This is a genomic window from Micromonospora sp. NPDC005163, assembly GCF_053599835.1.
This window is the reverse complement of record NZ_JBSFYP010000091.1, coordinates 1-22473: the sequence shown is the minus strand read 5'-3', so window position 1 is coordinate 22473 and position 22473 is coordinate 1. Positions and strand designations below refer to the sequence as shown.

Annotated in this window: 17 protein-coding genes and 2 pseudogenes; 5 read left to right on the top strand and 14 right to left on the bottom strand. The window is 68.8% G+C overall.

All coding sequences use genetic code 11. The features are described from left to right. Positions 1-503: 503 nt before the first annotated feature. Positions 504-3218: a transcriptional regulator gene (locus ACWD6N_RS34300; RefSeq protein WP_387330579.1), complete on the bottom strand. Its 2715-nt coding sequence runs from the start codon at positions 3216-3218 to the stop codon at positions 504-506. A 174-nt stretch (positions 3219-3392) separates the two neighbouring features. Between ACWD6N_RS34300 and ACWD6N_RS34295 the strand changes: the two genes are divergently transcribed. Beyond that, on the top strand, positions 3393-5309 hold the full coding sequence (locus ACWD6N_RS34295; protein WP_387330582.1) for an Hsp70 family protein: 1917 nt from the start codon (positions 3393-3395) through the stop codon (positions 5307-5309). A 76-nt stretch (positions 5310-5385) separates the two neighbouring features. Here ACWD6N_RS34295 and ACWD6N_RS34290 read toward each other — a convergent pair whose 3' ends face one another. From ACWD6N_RS34290 to ACWD6N_RS34280, 3 genes are all read right to left on the bottom strand, one after another. Beyond that, on the bottom strand, positions 5386-6216 hold the full coding sequence (locus ACWD6N_RS34290) for a hypothetical protein (protein ID WP_450006230.1): 831 nt from the start codon (positions 6214-6216) through the stop codon (positions 5386-5388). 156 nt (positions 6217-6372) lie between these two features. After that, a complete protein-coding gene (locus ACWD6N_RS34285; protein WP_387330588.1) occupies positions 6373-7551 on the bottom strand; it encodes a sialidase family protein in 1179 nt (392 codons plus the stop codon). 446 nt (positions 7552-7997) lie between these two features. Further along, positions 7998-8951 (bottom strand): hypothetical protein, encoded by a 954-nt coding sequence (locus tag ACWD6N_RS34280; protein WP_450006228.1) that lies wholly within the window; start codon positions 8949-8951, stop codon positions 7998-8000. 132 nt (positions 8952-9083) lie between these two features. On the opposite strand from ACWD6N_RS34280, the gene ACWD6N_RS34275 reads away from it, so the two are divergent. Then, a complete protein-coding gene (locus ACWD6N_RS34275; protein ID WP_450006226.1) occupies positions 9084-9575 on the top strand; it encodes a hypothetical protein in 492 nt (163 codons plus the stop codon). Positions 9576-9610: 35 nt separating this feature from the next. Here ACWD6N_RS34275 and ACWD6N_RS34270 read toward each other — a convergent pair whose 3' ends face one another. Genes ACWD6N_RS34270 through ACWD6N_RS34245 form a run of 6 tightly spaced genes read right to left on the bottom strand, consistent with a single transcriptional unit; the run spans position 9611 to position 15158 of the window. Further along, positions 9611-10489, bottom strand: coding sequence for a dihydrodipicolinate synthase family protein (locus tag ACWD6N_RS34270; protein WP_387330593.1), 879 nt, complete (start codon positions 10487-10489; stop codon positions 9611-9613). After that, positions 10486-11508 (bottom strand): exo-alpha-sialidase, encoded by a 1023-nt coding sequence (locus ACWD6N_RS34265; RefSeq protein WP_450006223.1) that lies wholly within the window; start codon positions 11506-11508, stop codon positions 10486-10488. Before ACWD6N_RS34265 ends, ACWD6N_RS34270 begins: the two co-directional genes overlap by 4 nt. Then, positions 11508-13034 (bottom strand): tripartite tricarboxylate transporter permease, encoded by a 1527-nt coding sequence (locus ACWD6N_RS34260; protein WP_450006221.1) that lies wholly within the window; start codon positions 13032-13034, stop codon positions 11508-11510. Before ACWD6N_RS34260 ends, ACWD6N_RS34265 begins: the two co-directional genes overlap by 1 nt. Then, the gene (locus ACWD6N_RS34255) at positions 13031-13513 is read right to left on the bottom strand and encodes a tripartite tricarboxylate transporter TctB family protein (RefSeq protein WP_450006219.1); all 483 of its coding nucleotides are present in this window, start codon (positions 13511-13513) and stop codon (positions 13031-13033) included. The genes ACWD6N_RS34260 and ACWD6N_RS34255 overlap by 4 nt, the downstream gene beginning before the upstream one ends. Next, positions 13510-14478, bottom strand: a complete 969-nt coding sequence (locus tag ACWD6N_RS34250; RefSeq protein ID WP_387330605.1) for a tripartite tricarboxylate transporter substrate binding protein — start codon at positions 14476-14478, stop codon at positions 13510-13512. The genes ACWD6N_RS34255 and ACWD6N_RS34250 overlap by 4 nt, the downstream gene beginning before the upstream one ends. After that, positions 14478-15158 carry a GntR family transcriptional regulator gene (locus ACWD6N_RS34245; protein ID WP_450006217.1) on the bottom strand — a complete coding sequence of 227 codons (681 nt, stop codon included), beginning with the start codon at positions 15156-15158 and terminating at the stop codon, positions 14478-14480. The genes ACWD6N_RS34250 and ACWD6N_RS34245 overlap by 1 nt, the downstream gene beginning before the upstream one ends. Positions 15159-15774: 616 nt before the next feature. On the opposite strand from ACWD6N_RS34245, the gene ACWD6N_RS34240 reads away from it, so the two are divergent. Further along, positions 15775-15942, top strand: coding sequence for a fructosamine kinase family protein (locus tag ACWD6N_RS34240; RefSeq protein ID WP_450006215.1), 168 nt, complete (start codon positions 15775-15777; stop codon positions 15940-15942). A 426-nt stretch (positions 15943-16368) separates the two neighbouring features. Here the strand turns inward: ACWD6N_RS34240 and ACWD6N_RS34235 are convergent, their stop codons facing one another. Both ACWD6N_RS34235 and ACWD6N_RS34230 read right to left on the bottom strand, forming a co-directional pair. After that, positions 16369-16908: an ISAs1 family transposase gene (locus ACWD6N_RS34235; protein ID WP_387330613.1), complete on the bottom strand. Its 540-nt coding sequence runs from the start codon at positions 16906-16908 to the stop codon at positions 16369-16371. Positions 16909-17132: 224 nt separating this feature from the next. After that, entirely contained in the window at positions 17133-20030 is a 2898-nt protein-coding gene (locus tag ACWD6N_RS34230) for a M20/M25/M40 family metallo-hydrolase (RefSeq protein ID WP_387330616.1), read from the bottom strand. 530 nt (positions 20031-20560) lie between these two features. Between ACWD6N_RS34230 and ACWD6N_RS34225 the strand changes: the two are divergent. Next, a pseudogene (locus tag ACWD6N_RS34225) lies at positions 20561-21020 on the top strand (site-specific integrase); the annotation flags it as partial. A 184-nt stretch (positions 21021-21204) separates the two neighbouring features. Here the strand turns inward: ACWD6N_RS34225 and ACWD6N_RS34220 are convergent. Then, positions 21205-21552 carry a hypothetical protein gene (locus tag ACWD6N_RS34220; protein WP_387330619.1) on the bottom strand — a complete coding sequence of 116 codons (348 nt, stop codon included), beginning with the start codon at positions 21550-21552 and terminating at the stop codon, positions 21205-21207. Further along, positions 21549-21713 carry a multiple cyclophane-containing RiPP AmcA gene (gene amcA, locus ACWD6N_RS34215; protein WP_450006212.1) on the bottom strand — a complete coding sequence of 55 codons (165 nt, stop codon included), beginning with the start codon at positions 21711-21713 and terminating at the stop codon, positions 21549-21551. Before amcA ends, ACWD6N_RS34220 begins: the two co-directional genes overlap by 4 nt. A gap of 416 nt (positions 21714-22129) precedes the next feature. Here amcA and ACWD6N_RS34210 point away from each other — a divergent pair. Continuing rightward, a pseudogene (locus tag ACWD6N_RS34210) lies at positions 22130-22378 on the top strand (hypothetical protein); the annotation flags it as partial. Positions 22379-22473 lie beyond the last annotated feature (95 nt).

Sequence of the window (22473 nt, the reverse complement as noted above, 5' to 3'; positions counted from 1 at the left end):
GGTGGGGACCAGGTGCGCCGACGACCCGAGATCGCCGGCACCAGACACGGTGCCCGACGAGACCGCCGACAGGAAGAGTCTGCGCAGTGAGCGGATGCTGGGGGACGCTGTCTCCTGTCATCAAGGGTCACGTGCGGTTCCGTCGCCGCCTCTTCGGGGTGCTGGTCAGGAAATGCCAGGACGAGCGCAGCGCCGGCAACCAGGAACGATCCGAGCGCCAGGACGGCTCCGGCCGCGAGGCGACCGATGCAGCGGAGGTCGATCGCGGCGGCAGTCGCATGACACCCAGGCCAATGAGGACGAGCACAATCATTCCGGCTGCCTGCCGCGCGAAGGCGGCCAGTATCGAGCTGGTCCGGCCCGACAGCAGGCGGGCGGCGGCCAGCGCGGTGGCGGTTTCGACGGTTTACGGGGGCGGGCCGATGCGCAGGCCGTACGAGGTGCAGCGAACGGACCAGGCGGACGGCGTCGAAACGTGCGCGGGGCGGCCTGGCGGTATACGGTCAGATTTCGTCCAGGCTGTTACGCAGCTGTGTGGCGAGCGCGGTGGTGTCTTCCTGCGGTTCGGCGTCGAGGTCGGCGAGGGCTTTGGTCAGGGCGCGCAGCAGGGTTCGGATGCCGTCGGCGTCGCCGAGGGCGTGTCGGGCGTGCATCGCCTTGATGTAGAGGGCTTCGTTGTAGCGATCGAGTCCGATGGCCTTGTCGAGCAGGTCGGATGCGGCCTCCGGATTGGTGTCGAGAAGGTCGTCGGCCAGCAGGAGGTGGGCTTCGGTGCCCCACCGGCGGACCGTCTCGCGGTGGGGCTGGAGCCACTCGTAGTCCTGGCCGTCCGCGAGGGGTGCGGTGTAGAGGTCGCAGGCGGCGGTGAGGAGTTCGCGGCGGCGCGGCTCGGTGGCGATGGTGGCGCTGCGCATCAGGTCTCGGAGGGTCCACACGTCGACGTCCACGGTGGCGGGGTCGAGCAGGTATCGTCCGGCGGACTTGATGACGTAGCCGTTCTTTGTCTCGGCGGTGCCGGCGCGGCCGAGGACGTGCCGCAGGTTCGAGGCGTTGGTGTGTACGCGCTGGTCGGCTTGGCTGATACGGGCGTCGGGCTCGAGGTACTCGCCGATGTCGCGGGTGCCGGCTCCGTCTGGGTGGACGGCGAGGTAGACCGCCAGTTCCAGGGCTTTGGCTCGGAGCGGCCGGCCTTCGGCGGTGATGCCTTCGATGCGGGGTGTGCCGAGCACGCGCAGCCGCGCCCTTCCCGACAGGGTGTCGGCGGTGGGCTTGACGGCGGTCGGGGTAGGCGGGTCCGTGGCGGTGGGCGTGCGGCTGACGTGCAGGGGCACGATCGTGACCGGTACGGCCGGTGAGGTGATGGCGGGCGGTTCGCCGGTCTGCGCCTCGCGGAGCGTGGCCAGGATCTGGACGGCGACGGCCGGCGCGAGCACCGGAAGTCGCGGCGGCAGCGGTTCGGCGGACTGCCCGGATATGAGCGTGGTGTCTCCGTCCGGGGAGACCTCGACGGTGGGACCGTGGGCCCATTCGCCGAGCAGCAGCGCGGACACGTGCAGACCCTCACCTAATGCGAGGGCAACCTTGGCGCGCATGCGGGCACTGGCGGGTGGGGTCTCGGTGATGAGCATGACTGGCGGTAGCGCTTCCTCGTCGGGCGCTGTTCGCCGCAGCTCGTCCAAGTCGGTCAGGGCGTGCTCATCGAGGATGCGGCTGCGGTGCAGCAGCCGGGACTCGATGACGGTGAGCGAGTCGTTGATGTTGTGGGTCACGTGTAGGCGCGGCCATGCGCTGAGGGTCGCCGCGTCGGGGCCGAGCAGCGTGGTCATGGTGGCGGCGTCGATGACGACCTCGCCGCGGGCGTCGGGGTGGTGCGGGCCGCCGGAGGCGAGCACGGCGACGAGGGCGGCGCGGGCGGCAGCGTGTGCGCCGTCGCCGACGATTCCGGTTCCGCCGGTCGGCAGTGATGTGAGGTCGGGCGTTGGGCCGTCGTCGCTGTTCGCATTCGTAGGCTCGGGGTTGCGGGCGGCGACGGCGCGGCGGACCTGGACCACGGTTGGGGGCAGTTCGGTGGGCGGGTCATCGTCAGGCTCGCCGGTGTATCGACGGCGGCGTTGAAGCCAAACCATCGCGGCGGCGGCGCTGATGGCGGCGGCGAGCGACCAGGGCAGCCATCCTGAGTCCGACAGATGCACAGCCTGGTCGTTTGTGGCCGGTGTAGGACTGTTGGTGACGGGCGGCGGCGTGGCGGGGTTGGCGACCCCGGACGGCGCTGGCGGTGGAACGGACTTGCTTGGGGCTGCGGACCGCGTGGTGGTGGGAGTGGCGGCCGGTGGCTGGGGCGCGGGTGGCGGCACGGCGGGATCGGACGGGTCCGGGGCGGCGCTCGGCGATGCGGGTGGTGTCGCGGGCCGGCCCGACCGGGGCGTGGGGGGCGTGGCTGGTGTGGCGGCTTGTGGTGGGCGGGCGTCGGCAGGTAGGCGGAGCTCCCAGCCGGGGTAGATGAGGTCGCAGTCACGCAGGACACCGCCGACAGGAAAGTGGCGGTGCTTGTTGAGGCGGCAGACCTCCGGCCACCGACCCGCGTCGCCGAGCCACTCCTTTGCGACCTTGGACAAGGTGTCGTGTCGCTCGACCATGTAGAGGTAGCGCTGGTCGGCGACGTGGATGATGGCGGGCCCACGGGCTGCGGCTTGCCGGGGAACGTCGGCGCGCTCGGTCGCGGCGACGGGTGTAGACGGTCGATCCGGATGCGCCGCCGCGTCGAGGGAGCCGGCGGGGGCGACGGCGAGCGCGGCCGTGCCGGCCAGACCGAACACGAGCCGGTGCAGCGGGGCCGGCAGCCGCAGTATGGGGATACGCCACCGTGTCACCGCGGCGAGGATCTCGGCCAGCAGGAGCAGTGTGAACACGCCCCACAGCAGCCACATCGCCCAGAACGCCGCCCCAATGAGGAAGTCCGGGGTGAACCGTCCGCTGGAGCGTTCGAACCACTCCGGGATTTGCGACCAGGCTGGCAGCCGGTGCAGCGGGTTCCCACCCGCGGCCCACAGCAGCGCCGGAACGGTGACCAGGAAGAGGCCGGCGCCGATGACGCCGCGAACAGCCCCTCCTAGTGAGGGCCTCGCGCGGCGCGGCAGCGATTCGTGTGGAAAGCGGACGGTGGCTCGTGCACCGTACTCGGCTAGCCTGTCGCCTTTGCCCCGGCGCGTCTGCGGCACCTGTCCCCCTGTGGTTGATCCCCGATCTTCCAAATACACCAGGGTGAGTGTTTCGACTATCCCGCCGAGAAGGATTCTCACCATCCGCGCACAACGAGTCACGTTCAGCGGATCACGGTTGACACCCGGTCGCCCTCACGGGCGAGACTGCCCCTCATGCCAAGCGGAGGCACCGTGTTGTCGATCGACCTGAGTTCGTCGGCCATCGCGGCCACTGTCAGCCGCCACGGCCTGAAGATCCCCATCCTCATCGACGGTCGCCTCGCCATGCCGCCGGGCGTCGCCATCGGCCCCGCCGGGGAGATCTACGTCGGTCTCGACACCATGGCCGCGATGTCTTTGCCGGTAGACCATCGGTTCGTCGATAACCCAACGGACCTGCTCGGCCGGCCCACCAACGCCGCCGATGAGGCGCAACCCGACCCGGTGGATCTGCTCGCCGCCGTGCTGCGGCACGTCACCCATCACGCTGCCATCCACGTCAACGGGCCGATCACCGCGCTCACCGTGACCGTTCCGCCGAGCTGGGGACCACGCCGCTGCGGACACATCAGCGAGGCAGCAACCCGTGCGGGATTTCCACCTCCCGCCCTGGTCACCGCACCCGCCGCCCTCGCCGCCTACGCCACGACGCTCGGCCTCACCGTGCCGGAAAGCTCCTGCCTGCTCGTATGTCAGGCAGACCGCGAACCGGCGACCCTCACCGTCCTACAGACCGTCGCCGACGGCTACCGCGAACTCGCGACACAGCAGATCAATCTCGTCCAAAGCCTCGACCACCTCATCGCCCAACGCGTCGTCCAGACGGCAACCGCCGACAGCGACCCGCTCCGAGCGGTGACGACTGCGCCCGGTAACGACGACGCAGACGCCGGACGTGCCCTCCTGGAATCTGTCCGGACCGCCAGGGGTCTGCTCGCGACCCAAGACCAAGCGCCGATCCTGCTGCCCGCACCCCGCCAACCCGCCGTCATCACTCGCGATGACGTCACGGTCGCCGCACAGCCCCTCCTCGACCAGATACCCGACGCAGTCGACGGACTCCTCGACGCGGCCGACGTCGACAAAACGCACCTCGCGGACGTCGTTCTCAGGCCAGCCCTCGGTGTGCCCGCGATGGCCGACCGACTCACTGCAGCCGCCGGCATCACCCCCACCCTCATCGACCACACCCACGCCCTCGCTGATGGGGCCCTCTCGCTCACCACCACCCACCAACCCGGCTCGGCAGTCGCCGCACGGCTACCCCGCGTCCGCCTACGTGTCGGCGACCTCACCGGCGCCCTGCTCCTCGGTGCCTGTTCCCTGGCCCTGCTCCTGCAAGCCGTACTCACCGCCTACGTCTCCACCTACAGCACCTGGGTCGTCGGCGTTCGCACCTCGCTACCGCAAATCGGCGCCGCCGGCGCACTCGTCATGCTCACCGCATTCGCCGTGGCGCACCTGCCACCCACCACCTGGCTCGCCAGAACACCCGCCGCAACACCCGAGCCCACAACAGGCAGTCTCATCCGACGGGGATACCTGACGGCCGCCGTCGGCGGCGCCATCACCGCCGCGCTCTACGGCCTCGCCACCGGCACCGCCGTCAGATTCGACTACACCCCCTACCTGAAATGGACCCTCGGCGCCGCCGTACCGCTGGCTGCCTGCGCCGCCCTCATCGCGGCCACCGCACCCCGAATTTCCGCCGACGACCTGCCCGCCTGGCTCGCCATGACCCGCCCCGCAATCACCCACGCGATCACCGCCACCGCGGGCATCTACCTCATGCGCGCCGCACTCACCCTCACGACACCCATCTCCACGAACAACATCGCCGGCATCGCCGGCAGCATCGGCGCAGCCCTCGTCGGCATAGCCACCGCCCTAACGATGAGCCGCAGCCGCACGATCCGCGCCATCACCGCACCCGGCCTCGCCATCGGCTACGCCCTCGTATTCACCATCGACACCACCAGTGCCCTCATCGTCGGCTACCTCGCCGCCCTCACCTGGTGGGGCATCCGACTCACCGCACACACCCTGCGGCTCGCCTTCGCCCAGCCCAAAACAGCGCTGCACCGTCCCACCAACACGCCAAGCGCCTGAACGACAGAGCTTGTTTCTTGCTGACGTAGCGGCCTAGCTGCGTCTAGGCCCCGGCCTCTTTAGCCGCCGGGAACGATCATCCGCGCACGGTCGGGCAGCGAGGTCGGCACCCGACGCCGGCCGGTGGCCGGGTCGGCGGCGACCAGCTCACGGCCGTCCCCGATCCAGCGTCGCGGGAGGACCTCGACGCCGACGGGACCGAGGGATTTTCACCCTCGCCGCCCCGGGGCACCACGAGGTCGGTCCGGCCGGCCGGTCGGCCGGACCGCAGATCGACCCCGACCAACGTCATCGGGGGCACCGTCAGCGCCCCCTCCGGCTTGCCGGTCGGGACCCTCCTCCCGCCGGCCGACAAGAGTCCACACCGCCGGCGACTCGCTGCCGCCGCGCACGAGCGGGGCGAGCGCGTTGCGGACGTCGCCGGGGCCCACCTGTTGGGTGGTGGCCAGCGACACCGAGCGGGCGGTGCGGCCGTCGACGCCTGAATTGCGATGGTGAGCTGGCGGCGCGGCCGGGCTTTCGGGCCGACGTTGAACTCCGCGGTGGCCAGTTCACGCCCGTGCAGGAATGCCAGCATCCGGCGGCCTGGCGTCCCGCGTAACGCGAGTGGGCGCAGCTCTCCGCCGGGCAGGGTGAACGCTGCGTACGCCTCGCCGGCGCCGCAGGGTTGCCCGAGCAGCAACGCCCGTCCGTCGGTCGACCACTGCCGCAACTCGTACCCGGGCGGGACGGCCCTCTCGGTGACCCCGGTGAGGTCGCGGATCCACCACTGCCCGTCTCGGCGCTGGGCGAACCACCGCCCGTCCGGGGAGAGCGCCTGACTGATCTCGCCCATGGTGGCCGCCAGGCCGACGCCGAATTGTTCACCGGAGGCGGTCACCAGGTACATCGACCGTCGAGGCGGCACGGCAGCGCGCCGATCAGGGCTTTTCGGGGCCGGGATCTGGGCAGCCGGGTCTTCTTGGACCAGCCGCGAATGGTGGTCTCGCGTCAGTTTGGGCCTCGTCTTGAACCTGGCGGCACGGACGCCACGATCGTGTCGTGGCGTCCGTACTCGCAGCGGTCAGCGTGGGGAGTAGTGGCAGGCGGAAGGCTGCTTCAGTTTCCCGTTCCGGAGCTCGACGGGGACGGGCAGCGGGTTGGAGGGCAGGTCAGCGCCGGCGCGCACGAACTCCTCGTTGAAGACGAGGTGTCGCATGGACTCACGTCGGTGCGTGTAGGCGAGGTGGATCATGCCGTCGCCGGTCTGCATCAGATAGGGGTATGAGAACTCGGCACCGGGCTCGGACTCGACGTCGACGTGGCTCGTCCAGGTCTTGCCCTGGTCGGTGGAGAGGGAGAGCCGCAGGACGTTCCTACCCGAGGTGATCGGGTTGTGCGCCAGCACGAGGTTGCCGTCGGCGAGCTTGATCAGGGCCACCCGGGCGTTGTTGTTCGGCAGTCCCGTCGACTCGGCCGCGGTCCAGGTGCGGCCGTAGTCGAACGACTCGGTCTTGTAGATGGCCTGGTCGCGGGTGCGGAGGTAGGCCAGCAGGTGCCCAGGTTCGAGTTCGACGGTGGCCGGCTGGATCGCCCCCTTCGGCGAGGTGGGCCATTCCGCGTCGTTGTCGGACGGGTGCGGCACCCAGGTGGAGTAGTTGTCGCTGGGGATGTACCAGCCGGACGCCCATCGCGTTTCGCTGTAGATGGGGACGAGGACTTCTCCGTTGGACATGCGGAACGGTTGGGTGCCGAAGAGCCAGCCCCACTCCTCGCGGATCTGTTCCGGCGCGCTCCATGTGCGGCCGTTGTCAGTTGAGCGGATGAGGCGGAGGTCGGCTTCTGTCCAGCCACCCCCACGAATCGTGGAGAAGAACAGGTAGGTGGTGTCGTCATCGGCCCACAGCACGGCGTTTCCGTCTGGCTGGCCGGGCTCGTCGAAGATCACCCTCGGTTCGGTCCAGGTTTTGGATCCGACCGGGAGTCGGCTCAGGTAGGTGGCCACGTCGTCGGCGCCCTCACGGGTGCCGGCGTAGAACGAGTAGAGGAGGTCACCGTTGGGTGCCTTCTCGATGGACGCGACGTGGACGCCGGGGTAGTCCGGGTCTTGCGGGTGGATGTCCTGGCGGCAGGCGTAGGCACGAAAAGCGTCGCTGTGTCCGGGCGGTTCCGCGGCGCGGGCGACTCCGGCTACCGGTAGCGCCAGCACGGCGGCGAGGCCGGGAACCAGCACTCGGCGCAGCGTGGTCAGGTGTACGAACACGATCTCTCCTCTGGTCCAATTTGGTGGTACGGGCGGTGGGCAGTCCATGACCATCCAGGTGGCGCCCGTGCCCGTGTTCGTGCCCGTCCCCTGCGCCAACTCGGGTGCAAAGCCCTCCCCCAAATCCGCGTGATCAGTTCCGCGTCGGGCCACCCTGCGGTCGAGACCGGCTACCGGTTGCAAAACGGTCTCGCAGCTCGGACATCGGCGGCAGGTCACCGACGGTGCGGGCAGAGCCCGCGGCCTGGCTCACTGCCCGCCAATCCGTGCGGGCGTTCGCTCCACAACGGAGACGAATATCCGCTCCGTTAACTGTCTACTGTTAACAGTAGGTTGCCAGCGGCTCGCCTCGATGTCAACGGCCTCGATTCCGCACGGCGCGCACCCGGTCGCCGCATCTCCCCCGCACCGCGGCGCATCCACCCCTGCGGCTCGTTCAGTGGTGGTCAGGATCCTGGCCAGGGCCCGGCGGCGGCGTCGGTCGTGGCGACGCCGCCGCCGGACGGTTCAGCTCGTCCGAGGCGGACTTCTCCGCAGATGTGGACCATCACCCTGAGGGCCTCGAACGTGGCGGCCTTGGCAAGCAGGGACCGGTCCGCGTCGTCCGGACCGTCGACGTAGGCGCCGTTGAGGTGATTTGCGTCCGTCGCCAGTTCGAGCGCCGTGCCGCGGCCGAGGTCGACGTGCAGCGCGCCGGCCATGATGAAGACCCGCGACCGCACGATCTCGCCGGGCTTCGACACCCCGCTGAGCGTTTCGCCGCCGAGGGGGAAGTACATCGGCGGCTGGCCGTCGGACTCCGCACGCCACGGGACGTCGTGCAGGGTCGTGGCCGGATCGAGTCCCATCGCTGTCCGGATGTGGTTGGTGACAAGCGAGTCGACGGCCGTCCCCTCGTCGACCTCGTTGAAGTGCGGCAGCGGCGCGCCAGCGTACGGCTCCCGCTTGCCGTCGCGGCCGAGCAGCGGTGGACGCTCGGCGTTGTTGAGCAGGCCCTCGGCGAGGTCGCCGGCCGGCACAGTGTCCTTTAGGCCCTGCTGGTACTGGATTCCCACGGCGTCCAGGCCGAAGTCGTCCGAGATCCGCAGTGCCGCGATGTACATGCGGAACTGGCTCAGCAACTGCGCGTCGGTGAGTTCAGTCGCCTCCTCGGTGCCGGTGTGGAAGGTCACCCCGGCGGCGTACAGCCCGTCATGCACGGCCTGCGCCTCGTCGTCGCCGACCCGGGCCATCTCCGCGACCAGCGCGCTGTGCGAGAGCCGCTCCTTGTAGATGCCCAGGGGGTTGAGCAGCTCGTCGTCGATGATGGCGTTGTACATGCCCATGCAGCCCTCGTCGAAGACGCAGATGATCACCTTCTCCCGCCTGAACTGGGCGGCGACGGCTCGGCCCAATTCCACCTCCGGGGCGGCCGGCAGCGCGGGCCGGTCCCGGACGTGGCTCTAGTCGTGGGTGAGCGTTCCCGTCTCCAGCCAGGTCCGCAGACCCCGCAGCGCCCATTCGTCGGTGAAGTCCTCACTTCAGAGGATGGAGTGAGGAACACCCGCCTTGGTCAGGCTGGCCGTGAGGCCGACCAGGCCGACCAGGCCGGGGAACTGGCCGCTCCAGTTCGCCACGACGAAGATCGGGCCGCGATGCGACGCAGCCCGGCCAGGACGTGGTGGCTGTACAGCCACACCGCCTCCGCGAGGAAACCCGGCGCCTCCGGCGGGACCGTCCGGAATACCTCGAATGCCCTGTTGCTGGCTGACGATGAATCCGTGCCCGGCTTCGCCGTCGACCCCGGGTGGGCGCGCCTCGTGCACCAGCCCAGCGAGGCGACAGCCTTCTCCAGGTCGGCTTCGAACTGCTGCTGCATTGGCCAGCAGGTGACGTTCGCGCTGACCCGGAGGTCACCGCTGACGACGGTGTGGACGACGCCGGGTTCGGCGCTGGGTTCGGCGCTGGGTTCGGCGCTGGGTTCGGCGCTGGGTTCGGCGCTGGGTTCGGCGCTGGGCTCCTCGGCCAGGACGGGAAGGCGGTAGTTGTCAGGGGCGACTCGTTGGAAGGGCGGGTGGGGTCAGAGGAGGTCGGCGATGTCGGCCTCGAGCGTGCGGCGTTCCTCCGGGGGGATGCGGTCGAGCGGGGCGCGCAGCCCGCTGGCGGGGATGCCGCGCAGTTCGAGGACCGCTTTCAGGTGGGCGAGGTTGCCCTGCCCGGTGGCGGCGACGGCCCGGCGCGCGCGCTCGCGCGCGACCGCCAGCGCCGCCGCATCGCCGGCGCGCAGGGCGTTTCGTACCTCGAGGAAGGGTGCCGGCAGCGCGGAGCTGACGCCGGAGACCACGCCTGCCGCGCCCAGGTTGACCACCTCGGCGAACTCCGCGTCGGCACCGGAGTAGACCGGGATCGGCCGGCCGTCGAGCGCGGCGAGGTACCGACCGACGACGGCGCCGCCCGCACCGCTGATCTTCACTCCGGCGAGGCCCGTGTCGACCAGCCGGGCGAGCAGGGTGGGCGTCACCGACGTGGTCGTCCGGGCCTCGAAAAGGTACCCGTAGACGGGGATGCCGGCGGCCCGCGCGACCAGGGTCTCGTAATAGGACAGCAGGGCCGACTCGGTGGCGGCGTAGTAGTGCGGTGTCAGCGCCGCGAGGCGGTGGGCGCCGCGGTCCACCGCGGCCCGGGTGAGGCTGGCCGCCTGGTACCGGGACGCCGCACCGACGTGCCAGTAGGTCCGGTCGAGACCGAAGGCGTCACCGGCGGCGGCGCAGACGGCTAGGCGCTCGTCATCGCTGAGAGTGGTGAACTCACCCGTCGTTCCGGCGACGAAGATGCCGTCCAGGGGCGCCTCGGCCAGTTGTGCGTAGGCCGCCTTGGTCGCGCCGAGGTCGAGGGCACCGTCCTGGTCGAAGAGGGTCGGCACGGCGGTGATCAGCTTGGCGTCGGGGTAGGCGCTCATGAGTTGCTCCGGTTCGAAGGGGTGAGAAGGGCGAGCGCGATCCCGCGGCGCTGCCAGGTGTAGGTGACGGCGAGTCCGTCGCGGGTCCGGACGAGGCACGGGTAGGAGAATTCGTTGGCACCGGTGGTGACGACGCCCGAGTCGGCCGGCTGGTAGGCCTCGTCACCGGCGCCGCCCCGCGATTCCTCAAGGGTTGCCCAGGGCTCCCAGGTGGCACCGTCGTCGGTCGACCGCGAGATCAGCAGCGGCGCACGCGACGCCCAGTCGCCACTGGTCGGGTTGTGCGCCAGGTACACCGCGTCGTCGACGGTGCAGATGCTGATGCCGGAGTTGTTGTTGGCGATGCTGCTCAGCACTCCGGCCGACCATGTCTCACCGTCGTCGTCACTGAAGGAGAAGACGAGACGGCCGGCCGTGCTCCGGGCGAGGAGGCGGATCTGCCCCGTGGAGGTCTGCCACAGTGCGGGTTGGATGGTCCCAGCGCCCGAGAACGTGTCGCGGTCGATAACGATGTCATCAGTACGGCGCCACGACCGGCCGTCGTCGTCGCTGATCTCGACGAAGGAGTCCCACCGGGGCCCCGCTGCCCACGTCTCGGTGGATGCGCCGGCGAGCAGCCGGCCGGACGGCAGGCGAACGGGTGGCGTGCGTACCGGTCCGCGTCCGCCCGGCGCGTTGGGCCGGAGCGGGTGCGGCACCGACCACGTCCGGCCGGCGTCCACCGAGGTGGTGTGGAACGTCCGCCACGCCGAGATGGTCTTCCCCACCTTGAAGAAGAGGCGCAGCGCGCCGGATTCCTGTCGATGGAAGACCGGGTTCCAGCACGGCGCCAAGTCGCCGCTGACCACGCGGGGTGGGGCCCAGTCGCCGCCGGCCCCGGTGCTGAGCCAGATCTGCGAGTTCGCCGCTCCTTCGTGGTCGCCCTGGAACCAGGCGACCACGAAGGAGCCGGTCATCTGGCAGAGCGTGCTGCCGTGACACTGGCCGGGCACGTCCCGCACCACGAAGTGCTTCTCCATCAACTGCCGACTCCGGCCGCCTGTCGCGGTTCCGGCGTACCCGGCGGGGACGGGCGGTTACGGGCCTTCATCCCGGAGCGGATACGGGGCACGGCGATGGCCAGGACCGCGGCGACGATGAGGAAGACGGCGATCGGACTGGTGTAGATCGTCTCGAGACCGCCGAGCTCCATGGAGCGACGGAAGTTGCGCTCGGCCAAGGGGCCGAGGATCAGGCCGAGCACGATCGGTCCGGCGGGAATACCGAACCTACGGAACAGCAGGCCGATGACGCCGAAGAGGAGCATGAGGCCGACGTCGAAGACGCTGTTGTTGACCGCGTACGTGCCGACGATGCAGAAGGTCACCACGACGACCCACAGGAAACGGGTGGGTAGCTCGAGCAGCTTGGCTACTCCGCGCATCCGAAGAAGGCTGAGGCCCAGGGTCAGCAGCGTCGCGAAGATCAGGATACCCGAAATCGAGTACACCAGGTCCGGGTGCTGCGAAAAGAGGCTGGGACCGGGCTGGATGCCCCAGATGATCATCGAGCCGAGCATGACGGCCATCACGGAGTCCCCTGGCACGCCGAGGGCGAGCGTGGTCAGGACGGATCCGCCCACGCCGGCGTTCGACGACGAGTCCGCCGCGGTCAGCCCTTCCAGTGAACCCTTGCCGAAGAGTTCGGGTTCCTTGGAGACCCGCCGCGCCTGGTCCCATGCGACGATGCCGCCGATGCCGCCGCCCGCCGCCGGCAGGATGCCGACGACGGTGCCGACGGCCGAGCCCACGGCGACGGGCTTGATCATGGCACGGTTCTCGGCCTTGTTCGGCCACCAGCGGCCGAAGCTGCGCACCGCCTCCTGCTGGGCGTGCCCGCGTTCGACCATCTGGCTGAACACCTCGGTGATGCCGAACAGGCCGATGATGACCGCGATGAAGGGAATGCCCTCCACGAGTTGCGGGATGCCGAAGGTGAAGCGGTCGGAGCCGTCCAGGGGATCGCGGCCGATGGCGCCGAGGGCGAGGCCGAACATGCCCGCGATGAGACCTTTGACGATCTTGCCGCCCGAGACCTCGATCATCATGGTCAGCCCGAAGACCACGAGAGCGAACATCTCCGGCGATCCGAACTCGAGCGCCAGGTTGCTGAGCGGGACGGCCGCGGCCATCAAGACCGCGATGCCCACCAGGCCGCCGATCGCGGAGGCGTACGCCGACGCGGTGAGCGCGAGGCCGGCCTTGCCCTGGCGGGCGAGCGCGTAGCCGTCGAACGTGGTCGCGATGGAGGCGGGCGTACCGGGGGTGTTGATGAGGATCGCCGGGATACGGTCGCCGAACTGCGCGGCGACGAGGATGGTCAGGAGAACCGCCAGTCCGGGCAGCGGCTCCATGGTCAGGGTGAAGGCGCTGGCCAGGGCGACCGCCATGGTGGCGCTGATGCCGGGAAAGGCGCCGACGAGCATGCCGATGGCGGCACCGGCGAGGATGCACAGTGCGATCTGGAGGGTGAAGAGGGCGCCGAAACCTTCGAGGAGAGCGTTCATACCGGGACTCTCAGGAGGAGCGCGAACAGGACGTAGGGCACCACCGTGATACCGGCGGGAAATAGAATCAGTTCCTTGATGCCGCGGCCGCCCGCGATCCGCGTCAGCGCGGCCACGAAGACCATCCCGGACACCAGGAAGTGGATGTAGTACCAGAGCGCGCCGAAGGCGAGGGTGGCCAGGACGAAGCCGGCAACCCGCAGCACGCCGACTCGCGTGGCCGGCTCGGCGTCGTCACGCTTCGGCGTGGAGATGAACGCGGTGACGATCTGCAGGGCCGACATGCCGATGATCCCGATGCCCAACGTCTCGGGCCAGATGCGGGGACTAACCGCGAGCGCGCGGTCGGGCAGCTCGATCGAGCGGGCGAGGACCAGGATCACGACGCCCAGCGTCAGGAAGGCCGCTCCCAGTGCTGCCTCGCGCCACGGCGAGGCAGCACTGTGGTCACCCTCGGGGGTCGGGTGAGACGCGCTCATTTCTGGTAGATCTCGCCGAAGCGCTGAAATTCCGATTGGGCGAACGCGGTGGCTTCGTCGGGCGAGGTGGCCATGGCGGTGTTGCCCGCCTTGGTCATGACGTCGGTGAAGGTCACCGAGGACGCCGCCTTGTGCACGGCGTCGGCGAGCCGCTGCTTGACCTCGGACGGCAGGTTCGCGGGGGCGCCCATGAGGCCCCAACCACCCATGACCAGGTCGACGCCGAGTTCCTTCGCGGTCGGGACGTCGGGCAGGGAGGAAACACGCTCGGGGGCCATCACGGCGAGGACCCGCAGCCGGCCGTCCTTGGCTGCCGCGCCGGACTCGCTCACACCCGCCATGACGGCCTTGACCTCGCCGGACACGCCGGCCGCCACGGCCGGTGCGCCGCCGTCGTACGGAACGGGCTTGAAAGTCACCCCGGCCGCCTCCCCGAGGGCGAGGGTCGCTGCCTCCCAGATCGCGCCGGCTCCGGAGTTCGAGACGGTGATCGTCTCGGGGGCGGCCTTGGCCGCGCCCAGGAACTCCGCGAACGTTTTGTAGGGGCTCTCCGCCGGGACCGAAAGGGTCGCGGGCGCGTTCATGACCTGGCCGAGGATGGTGTACTGGTCGGGCTTGATGTCGGCGCCCTGGTGCCCGAGCATCGCCACCTCGACCGGGATGAAACCGATGCTGTAGCCGTCCGCCGGCCGGTCCTTGAGGTAGGTGAGGCCGACACGGCCACCGCCGCCCGCGCGGTTCTCCACCACGATCGACTTCCCGAGGTCGGACTCCAACTCCTTGGCGAGCGTCCGGGCGGTCAGGTCCGACCCGCCTCCCGCACCGGCGTGGACCACCAGGGTGAGGTCCTTCTCGGGGTAGTTGGCGGACGACGCCTCTCCCCCGCCGCCACGGTTGGCGCACGAGGTCACTGCGAGACTTGCGGCGACGGCCAGGGCGGCTATCGCGATCCTTCTTGATCTCATCAGTCGGTCTCTTTCTGCAGGGGTGGTGGGGGTACCGCGGACTGCAGCCGCGAACAGGTCGTCTGCAGGTGACGGTGCAGCTCGACCTTGACTTCGGCGACCTTGCCCGCGGCGATCAGCCCGGCGAGGTCGCGGTGTTCCCGCGCCGACGGTGCGAGGTCGTCCATGCGCTTACCGGAGGCGTACAGCAGGCCCTCGATCGTGGGACGGAACTGGTTCCACAGGACGCCGAGTCGGGTCAGACCGGCGGCGTGGAAGAAGGCGCTGTGGAAGCGGATGTCCGCCGCCGTGAAGTCGGTCGAACTGCGGTTGGCGACTGCCGCATCCATGTCGGCGAGTGCCGCTTCCAGATCGCGGGCGAGGTCATCTCGCCTGGCGGCGATGGCACGCTCAACCGCAAGCAGCTCGAAGGACTCTCGGAGCGCCATCAGCTCGTCGATGTCAGCCGCGGTGAGCGAGCGGGTGGCGACGTTCCGGCCGGTGCCGGCGACCAGTCCCTCCGCGCGCAGGATCTTGATGGCGTCCCTGACCGGGCCCCGGCTGACCCGGAACGACTCAGCCAACTCCTCCTCGACGAGACGCGTGCCTGCGGCTAGCTCGCCCATGATGATGCGGCGGCGCAGCTCGCTGGCAAGCCTCTCCCCGAGCGACTCCACACTGATGGGACTGACGTTCAGCACTTGACCTCCCGAAAACTGTTAACAGTTAACACTTGGTTTGAATGACGGTCAACGGTTGACAAGGACAGAGTCTCCCTGGAGTTCCGCCGGCGCTCGGCGAGGCGGCGGGAATCCAGACGCATCTCCCCCACCAGCCCGCCGGAAGCTCCCGCCAAGCCGCCAATCCTTGGGGCTTGCGGGAGGATCTGGCCTGCATGGAGTCCCGACCGAGAAGGAGAATCCCTCGATCAGCGGTGTCCTACGCCCGCATGGTGAAGAGGCCGATGGTGCTCGACCGGTTCGTCAAGGACGACCGGTGGACGAACGTGTTGCAGGTCGAGGCGTACGCGCACGTCCGGGCGCAGCGATGGGAACCACTCGCCGATCCCGCCGGCTCACTCCGATGGGAGGTGAGAGAGGGTGGTCAGGCGGCGGGCCCACCCCTTACCGGCCGGGAGCGGGGAAGGCGGTCTCCGCATTCTCAACACCGCGCGCCCGCAGGTCGTGCTGGAGATCGCCTGGCACCGGACCACCCCCCTCGTCGTGTTCCACGAGCGAATAGCCGGCATCGCCCAGCGCTGCTCCATCCGCGTGCGCGCGACGAGCACCTCGCCGGTACCGGCCGGCACCTCGCCACGTGACCTCGGCCGTGGTAGGAACGTTTCGTTGGCCACCCCGCTACGGAGACCACCATGGCCCGCTGCCGGACCGGCCGGCGTGCCTGACGCACGGCGACCTGTGGGCACAGAACATCCTGGCCACTCCGGACGGGCAGCCCGCGCTGATCGACCCGGCCGTGTCGTAGATGTGGGCCGAGGTCGACCTCGCTCATGTGTGGTCCACCTCGCCCCCGCCGGAGGCGCGACGGATGTTCGAGGTCTAAGCGGACCTGACCTCGCTCGACGACGACTGGCGGGCCCGCATGCCGATTGTCCAGCTGCGGCAACACCTCGCCGTGCTGGCCCAGTTCGACAACGGATCCGCAGGGCCTGGGCGGCGTGCGGGAACTCGATCCCGGTGGAGATCGTCAGGATCTTGCAGGTGCGGATCTCGCGGCGGCCGTGGCCGCGGCCGGTGTCGCGGGTGGCGTCAGGGACTGCCCGCCAGGGCAGGCCGGCGAGTTGGGCGTGCAGGCTGGGTTGGTTGCCTTTTTGACGGTCAGGATCCAGTGGGCGCCGTTCGGCCGGGTAGGCGACGTGGTCGCGTTGGCAGTGCAGCGCGTCGACGGTGATCACGGTGTCGCAGAGGTCGCTAGTTGGTCGAGCAGCGGTGCGAAGCGGGTGATTTCGTTGGTCTTGCCGTCCACGTCGGTGCTGGCCAGGACCACTCCGGTGGCCTGGTCGCAGGCGGCGAGGACGTGCCGGGCCGCAAGGTTGGTGGTGCGGGAGCCGCGTAGCGTCTTACCGTCCACGGCGATCGCCCGCCGCTGGGCCGCTGTCGCCACGGTCCTGATGGAGAGCCAGCTGCTGATGGCGGCGGTGAGCAGATCCGGGTCCAGAGCCTGCAACAACCGGCGGATCATCGCCTCGGACGGGCGCCGGTCCGGGGTGATGCCCAATGCGAGAGCGGTCGCGGCCGGCACGTCAGCGATCCATTCGGCGATCGCGGCGTACGAGCGGTAGCCGGCCACCACGGCACACACGGCAGCAGTGACGACGACCGTCAGGCGGTGCCGTACCCCGCGGCGGGCGCGGGGATCCGGCAGACCCGCCAACGCCGCAGGCAGCCCGGCGGCGGCTTCGGGCACGGTGACAGCCGGTGCGTCGGACAAGGACGAGATCAGCGATGATGGCAGCGCGGGCATGACTCACTTCGGACGATCAATAAGGCGTAGGAACCTCGATGATCATCTGAAGCGGTCATGCCCGCTCTGCTACCACCAGCACGGGCGCGTCTACACCAACCACATCAGGCCGGGCACCCTCACGACTTTGCCGAGGCCCTGCACCGCGCATGCCCTCTCGTGCGCGGTGCAGAACGTCCGGTTCACACGCGTCACACGAGGGAGATCGACCGCACCTGGGTGTTGCCCTTGGTTTCGACGTATACCTTGTAATCGCCGACGGTGTAAGTGCCAGCAGCGTTGTTGTCGATGGTGAACGTGGCCGTCACAGGAGACTCGCTGCCGTCGATGTGGGTCTGCTTCACCGTGACGGTCAACTCGTTCTTGTTGCCCTTCAACTTCTTCACCACCGCCGACGGCTTTGCATCGATGACCGCGTTGGCGACTGTCACGTAGACCGCGTCGGGCGAAGAGAACTCCGCGTTCTTCTGCCCATCACCGAAGGTGAAAAAGCCCCGTTGTTCGATGGCCCCGCGACCGGGGAACGGATCAGGGTTTGAAGCCAAGTACGTCGGATTGACCGTGTACAGGTCCGTCTTGGAATCCGCGAGGATGCCCTGCACCCCGGTGTACGGGGCATCGGTGATCGCAAGGTTGACCGACAGGTAGATGGCGTCGGGGTTGTTGGCCGAGATGCGCGAGGAGAAGTACTTGTCCGCACTCTGCCCCGCAGGAACGGCCAGCGGCACGACCGCGTCGCCGACGAGAATGTTGAACTGGAAGTCGCCGTAGCCGCCGGCGACGAACTTCGCCCAAGCCGCGTCCGACATGTGGTCGGGGCGCTCCACCTTGAACTCCAGACGCATCGGCGCGACGTACGTGTTGTTCAGGTACTCGGTATCGGTCAGGGGCAAGTAGACCCCTCCCGGGGCGTGCCCCAGTGCGAAAGCCGACGCCGTCGGGGCCGAGTTGCCGCGCCCGTTCCACATCGGGATGTTGAACGAGGTGGCGCCGAGCAGGGCCTGGGTGCCCAACTGGCTCGTGCCGACAGCGGCCGACGCGTCCTTGTAGGTTCCGATCGTGACGTCGAGCAGGTCGAGGTCCGCCCGGTCGGCGTTCAGCCCCGGGATGCTTGCCGACATGAACTTGGCACCGGCGGGCCCGGAGTAACGGGCCATCTCCAGCATGCCATCGGCCATGATCTTGGTCATCTGCACTGCCGAGTCGACCTTCATCCGCTCGTTGGCCGTGTGCCACCAGCGCTCGTTACCCGGGATGACGGCGCCGAAGGCGGTCATCTTATTGCGGAAGCTGCTGGCCAGGGTGCCACCGGTCGTGCCCTGCGGATAGACCACGTCCCTGAGAGAATATGGATCCGCGAACTCACCCGGGTTGCGGTCGATCGAGGCTTGGTAGCTCCCGAACTGAAGAGCCGTCAGCGGGTTGTCGTGAGTGACGTACAACCCGGCGCCGACGGGCGAGCCGAGGTTGCCGATGGTGAACCCCTTCGCCTGGAAGGCGGCCGTAACCGCCGCCGTTGCCTGGCCGGAGTCAGCCGCGGTGACGTGCATGCTGCGCACATACATCGGCATGCTGAGGCTGCCGGAGGCGTCCGTGTAAAAGCTCGTCGGGGTCTCTGAATTGATGCCTCCCATGAGGGCAAAGGTCAGGTTCGGCGTGCCGTTGCTCGGGTTGCGCAACAGGCTCGCCGGGATGCCCATGTACTTGCCGATATAGGCTTCGCCTTCGACACCGTCGCGGAAGAACAGGTCGGCGATGCCGTCGGCGGCTTTCTTCAATTGCATGTCGGCGGCCGTGGTTCCCAATGCGCCGAGTCCCTTGGAGAGGAGGAACATTCCCCACACGATGGCATTCTTGCCGTACTGCGGGGTCGGCATCTCCATCGCCACATCGGTGTTGATCTCCAGCGTGAGCGAGTCGCCGGTGATCGTGGTCTGCACCTTGGGCGTGGTGCGGGGAGCAGCCGGGAGCCAACCCTTCGTGGTCGCGGCAGCGGTGATCGCCGACACGAATCGGTCGCGCTCGGCGGAGCCGGCCCCCGCCACGTCAAGGGTGAAGGTGGCCCGCGAGGCGATCTGCGTGGTGCTGCCGTAGGCGATGTCCTTGAGCGTCGGGTCGCCTTCGCGCTGGGTGACACCGGCTGTGGCATTCGTCAGCCGGAAGGCCTTGGTGCTGTCTGCGGACAAGCTCATCGACACCGACGGGGTCACCGATCCGGAGTTGCCGACGATGACCGGGAACCGCGAGTCGGAGGTGTAGCCCGCGATCGGGGTCTCCTCCCGGTTGAGGTTCTTGTAGGCCCAGTTGTCGTAGAAGCTCGGGTTCGAGTTGTACGGGATGGACTGGAAGGTGGCGGTGTTCGTCGTCGAGGGCGTGCCGGGACCGCCGTCTTCGTAGATTCCCATGACGATGCGGATGCGTCGGTCGAGGGGCAACCCCGCCTCGAGCAGCGCCTTGGCCGCGAGCAGCGTCGCCAGCGTCGGGCCGCTGTCGTCCTGCAGGCCCGCCCCGTAGACCCAGCCGTCCTGGACATAGGGCGAGTGGTACGCACCAGGAGTGCCGAGGTTGCCATCGGCGTCCCGCCAGCGCGCCAGCTGGGCCGGCGAAACGGAAGCCGTCGGCGAGTCGAGGTGGCTCAACGCCATGACCATCTCCGGGGCGTCCGGGTCACCGATCTCTGCGTAGACGTACTTGTCGGGCTGGCGTTGGACGACCACCGGGAAACCCAGGTCGGTGGCCAGCTTGACCACCCAGGCGAGCTTGGCGACCTTGCGGTCGTACTCGTTCTGGTTGGTTTCGGTGTTGCTGACCGGGAAGGGGTACGCCGTCGCGGCCGTGCCGCCTCGGGAGATGGAGTCGTAGCTCGACCCGTCCAGCATCGCCCCGATCAGACTGAGCGGGTCGTAGGTGCCGTCCCCCGCCCGCGCGCTGTTGACGCGTCCAGCCAACGCCTCGACTTCCGCGTGGATCGCGTCGCGCTCGGCGTCGGTCACCGACAGATCGTAGGTGGCGCTCGGCTGGAAGGGCTCCTCGCCGAAGCTGGTCGCGGACGCGTTAGACGCCACACCCATGGACAGGAGCAGTGACATGCCAAGTGTCAGTGCAAGGGGTTTCTTCCGCATCACCGTGATCTCCCCGAATGGTCAGACCCAAAATACATCGGATGAATTTCGTTGTACGCGAGACCCTTTCAGGCGTTTCCCAGCTTGTCAATGAACCTTTCGGAGTAACGGTTCGTGGCGCTGCGTGAGCAGGTGGTGCGGTGCGGTCGTGTTCGAAGTGGAGGGCGACGAGCACGGCGGACACGAACATCGATACTTTTCAAGGGGTAGCTGAACATGGAGATTGCTCGATGTCTTTTCATCGAAAGTCATCAAAGGGGCCACCCTCATGCCCCCATCGATGTTTTTCGGGGGGCCACCTCATTCATTCAGGAGCCTCACAATAGAGGGCCGCCTCTTTTCTCGATGGCCCCCCATGAATCGGGGCGGTCTCTTGACGGCTGCACCGAGCAGACAGCCACCGCGCGCCTCATTGCGCGGCCCTGTAGTCAACGCTGCGGGCCGACCGTCGCCCGACACACCCGCAGCCACCGATCGGCGTACCGCTTGCCTCCGATATGGAAGTGCGAGCCGGCCGGGAACGTCCCTACCGGGCGCGGGTTCGGTGGGTCGACCCGACGACCAAGCGCCGCCCGTCCAAGTCAACATCGATGGCGACACCGGAAGAGGCGCAAGCGTGGATCGACGCAATGGTCAGCTCGGCGCATGAAGACGCCGACCCGGCGGCCGCGACAACGCGACTGGCCGAGTACGGCGAGAGCGTGAGGACGCTGGCGCTGCGCGACCTGGAGCGGAAGACGTTAGACCCGCACCTCGCTGGTTGGCGTAAGCGGATGGTGCCGGCCCTCGGCCACATTCCGATGCGACGTGACGATATTCGCCGCGTGCACGGCCGCGCGGATCGGCGAGGTTTTCGGCGTCGGCGCCGAGGACATCGACCGGGAAACGTGGATGTGGACCGTCCGCCGGCAAACCACGCCCGGCCCCGGTGGCCTAATCGACAAGGGCACCAAGGGCTGCATCTCCGACGCGTTGGCTGGCCCCCGCGTGTCGGCGGGTTACTTCTTCTTGTTTCAGTAGTCCCAGCCTGGCCGGCTGCTACGCAAAACCAGGATTTAGAAGCTGAACGTCTGCACGACCAGGGTGTGGAGGCTACTGGTGATCGCCGGATGGCCGGTCGCATTGATGACAACGATGCCGTTCACGGTGACGGCTCCCCGGCCGGCGTGCCTTCCACAGTGGTGACGTGGTAGGCGTGGGTGTGCCGGGCGGGCCAGCCGAGGAACCGGTGGAACATGTCCGCGGCGCTGCCCGTCACGCTCGGGTTGAGCCGGTGCAAATCGTCGATCGCCTCGTGCAGGCACGCAGCCAGATAGAGGAACAGGCTCACCGGCGCGTCCTGGTACTCGGCCAACAGCGCGAGCTTCGCCGCGCCGCAGGGCCATGGCTGTCCGCACCGGCGGCACAGCCACAGCGGACGCATCGGCAGGTGCTCCACCCCGGCAAGCGCGCTCGGGTGCGCTGCGAGACGGCGCCGTGGCCCGGTCACCGGCGGCCGCCCTCGCGGGCTTGCTGGTCGAACAGCCGACGCCACACGTGGGTGAGCAGCGGCGGATCAGCGGGCTGCACCGGCCACTGCGAGGACGCCCGCCCGGGCTCGGGGCGCCGGGACTGGTCGGCCATCGCGTTACGCGAGACGTACACCGTCACGCCGATGCCCCTTCCGGGACGATGAGCGGTGAGCTCGCCGGGAAGGGGCGAGCCCACCGCCGCACCTCGGCGGCCGGGGGCAACCGCCAATCACCCACACACGCAGCCCTTATGGCGGTACGCAGGCGGGGCATCAACCACACGCGTGCTTGGGCGGGCTGGGGCGGCACCGGCCGAAGCACCAAGGCGAACTCCAGACCCCCAGCGACTGCGTCGTTCATCCCGAGCTCCCTGGCGTGAGGCTGCGATTGCGTGCCGGCCGCCTACTCGCCGAGAGCGGCGGACCAGCCCAATCAGGTTCGCTCGGTGAGCGCGGCAAGGGGAATGTCCTGTCGGTGCACTCGCGGTGCACCTGCAAGCACGCCAAGTGCCGTTACGATCATCCGGCCGACTGTCCCCCTTTGAGAGGACGTGCGATGGCCGCGGTGACGACCTGGACCGGCCAAGAAGCGAGCGCGCTGCGTCAGGCGTTGCGGATGAGCGTTACCGGCTTCGCCGAGCACCTCGGCGCGGCACGGCGAACGGTGGCCAAGTGGAGCAGCCAAGGCAACAAGGTCCGTCTGCGTGCCGATATGCAGGCAGCTCTCGACACAGTGCTGGCGCGGGCCACCCCGGACGCCCGCGAGCGCTTCGAAGCACTGGTGAAAGCGGGTACCAGCGGTGCACTAGTGTCCTGCGCCGGAAATTCGCCTACAAAATCGGGCGAGTGATTCGAGGATCTCTTCTGCGGTCTTGGTCCAGATGAACGGTCGCGGATCGT

Bases quoted from the DNA above. Each gene is read 5' to 3' on its own strand.
- ACWD6N_RS34270 (WP_387330593.1), bottom strand. From the start codon at position 10,489: ATGAGCGCCTACCCCGACGCCAAGCTGATCACCGCCGTGCCGACCCTC.
- ACWD6N_RS34265 (WP_450006223.1), bottom strand. From the start codon at position 11,508: ATGGAGAAGCACTTCGTGGTGCGGGACGTGCCCGGCCAGTGTCACGGC.
- ACWD6N_RS34260 (WP_450006221.1), bottom strand. From the start codon at position 13,034: ATGAACGCTCTCCTCGAAGGTTTCGGCGCCCTCTTCACCCTCCAGATC.
- ACWD6N_RS34255 (WP_450006219.1), bottom strand. From the start codon at position 13,513: ATGAGCGCGTCTCACCCGACCCCCGAGGGTGACCACAGTGCTGCCTCG.
- ACWD6N_RS34250 (WP_387330605.1), bottom strand. From the start codon at position 14,478: ATGAGATCAAGAAGGATCGCGATAGCCGCCCTGGCCGTCGCCGCAAGT.
- ACWD6N_RS34230 (WP_387330616.1), bottom strand. From the start codon at position 20,030: ATGTCACTGCTCCTGTCCATGGGTGTGGCGTCTAACGCGTCCGCGACC.